Here is a 2,274-nt window from a genome sequence, read left to right on the forward strand (position 1 = left end):
AATAAAAAAACCGGCGGCAGGAAAGATCTTTCCTGCTGCCGGTAATACCTGTAGGACGACTATTTATTTATTTTCGCCCGGATCACATAGAATGACCACGGCGCAATTTCTGTACGGATCGTTTTTCCTTTGATCACAATGCTTTTTTCCTGCGGGGAAATGCGGGTAGGCTGATCCAGTGAATTAAGTCCCGCGAGACTTTCACTGCCCAGGGTAATCAAACGGCCGTTGGAAGCCAGCCCTTTCACCCCTTGTACAGCCACTGCTACCGGTTTAGGCGTAGCCGCCGCATTCACCAGTTTAATCACCAGCTCACCTGTTGCATCATCTACTACCGTAGACGCATATACGCTATCTTGCCCGCTGATCGCCTCATTACCTTTTAATATAGGTACTACAGCAGTTCCTTTGTGGTTGCCGTACAATTTTTGCACATAGTAATTAGGGGTGCCGTAAGAGCGCAGGTTATCGAACCAGATAAGGTCCGGCGTCCATTGCCATCCATCCACATGGGCCAGCAACGGCGCATAGGATGCCATTACCACTACGTCTGTATTACGTTCCAGGCCGGTCATAAAGGCGGCCTCCGCCAATGCACACTGCCAGCTGTTCTTATTATCGCCGTTGCCCGCTACTTTGCTGTGGGCAGCATATTCACCGGCGAAGATCTTAGGTCCTTTACGATCGTAGGAATCATAACGCGCCGCATTGCTAAGGAACCATTCCGGGGCGCTGTAATAATGCTCATCGAGGATATCTGCGTTCAGTTTGCGGAGGGTATCGTTGAGGAAGGTAAATTTATCGCCGTTGGGTCCGGGGCCAAGACTATTCACCAGTTTAATGTCCGGGTATCTGCTTTTAATGGCCTTTGCAAAAAGGGTATAGCGTTCTACGTATTGCGGCCCCCACTGCTCGTTGCCTACTCCCATCATTTTCAGGTTAAAAGGCGCCGGGTGGCCCATTTTTGCACGCAAGGCGCCCCATTTCGTAGATACATCTCCGTTAGCAAACTCCACCAGGTCCAATGCATCCTGGATATAAGGATCCAGTTCGTTCACGGCAACTATCTCCGCACTGTTGAACTGGCAGGCCATGCCACAGTTGAGGATAGGCAATGGCGAAGCGCCTATATCTTCCGCCAGCTGGAAATATTCAAAGAAGCCCAGTCCAAACGACTGGAAATAGTCCGGCGTAGCACGGTGTGCAAATTCATTGTTCCACCGGTTCATGATCACTTCGCGGTCGTTCACATCTCCCACTGTTTTTTTCCACTGGTAGCGGTTGGTCAGCTCTCGTCCTTCTACGATACAGCCGCCGGGGAAGCGCAGGAAGCCAGGGTGCATATCGGCCAGCAGTTGCACCAGGTCGGCACGCAGCCCGTTGCTCCGTTCCTTCCAGGTATGCTGCGGAAACAGGGAGATCATGTCTACATCTATCACCCCGTTGCCATCGAAAGCCACTTTCAGCTTGCCTTTAGACACGGTAGCACCAGCGGTGAAACTGGCTTTGTATTGCTGCCAGTTACTGCCTTCTGGTGTTATAGTAGTACTGCCGATGGCTTTCCCTGCTTCATCCAGCAGGGTTACGGTGAGCTTTACAGCGCTGCCTTGCTGCTGGCGGGCATACACAGAAAAATTGTACTGTTCCCCTGCTTTGATCCCCATGCCGCGGAAGCCTTCATTCACGATTTCAAAGCTACGTGTAGCCGGCATCGTTACCCTTGCAAAACGGGGATTGGAAGGATGATCATCTTTACGGTTCACCACCAGTATCTGCCCGTTGGATACAGCGTCTTTCGGGACGTTCCATCCCATCAGCGGCGAGCTGAACTCAAAAGAACGGTTCTTTACCAGCTCTGCATAAATCCCCCCGTCGGCACTGAGATTAATGTCTTCAAAGAAAATACCCCACATGTTGGGTGATACCGGCGTTTTTACTTCGCTGGCCTTTACAGTAAAATTCAACGGTTGCTGCGCAGCTAACGGGATCGTATAAACGCCCGTGAACAGTGCAAGTGCCGTGATAAAGCGTTGTGTTCTCATATGTGATTATACCGTTTTTTTTGGGTCCCAGACTGCAGCGCCATTATGTTGGAGCATATGCGGGTCGGGAACAAAGTTCAGGAAGGCATGGAAATTGGCATTGTATTTCTTCCGGTCTATCTTGTAATAAAAAGCGCCTTTCTTCGAGCTTAATTTATCCTTGTCTGTAAGCTTTACCAATAATTTGGTGGACAGGATCTTGCGGCTGAAGTTCCCTTTATCAAAAGAGATA

General features: G+C 50.1%; 2 protein-coding genes. Both read right to left on the reverse strand.

Annotated elements, in window-relative coordinates; genetic code table 11:
* Positions 1–59: 59 nt before the first annotated feature.
* Positions 60–2,042, reverse strand: coding sequence for an alpha-L-arabinofuranosidase C-terminal domain-containing protein (locus tag VN105_RS11770; RefSeq protein ID WP_325641059.1), 1,983 nt, complete (start codon positions 2,040–2,042; stop codon positions 60–62).
* A 6-nt stretch (positions 2,043–2,048) separates the two neighbouring features.
* The coding region (locus tag VN105_RS11775) for an NrtR DNA-binding winged helix domain-containing protein (protein ID WP_414647239.1) at positions 2,049–2,274 on the reverse strand (226 nt) is incomplete at its 5' end.

It is taken from the genome of Chitinophaga sp. (assembly GCF_035564935.1).
Classification (GTDB): domain Bacteria; phylum Bacteroidota; class Bacteroidia; order Chitinophagales; family Chitinophagaceae; genus Chitinophaga.

Excerpts from the sequence above, each read along its gene's own strand:
- VN105_RS11770 (WP_325641059.1), bottom strand. The coding sequence starts at position 2,042 with ATGAGAACACAACGCTTTATCACGGCACTTGCACTGTTCACGGGCGTT.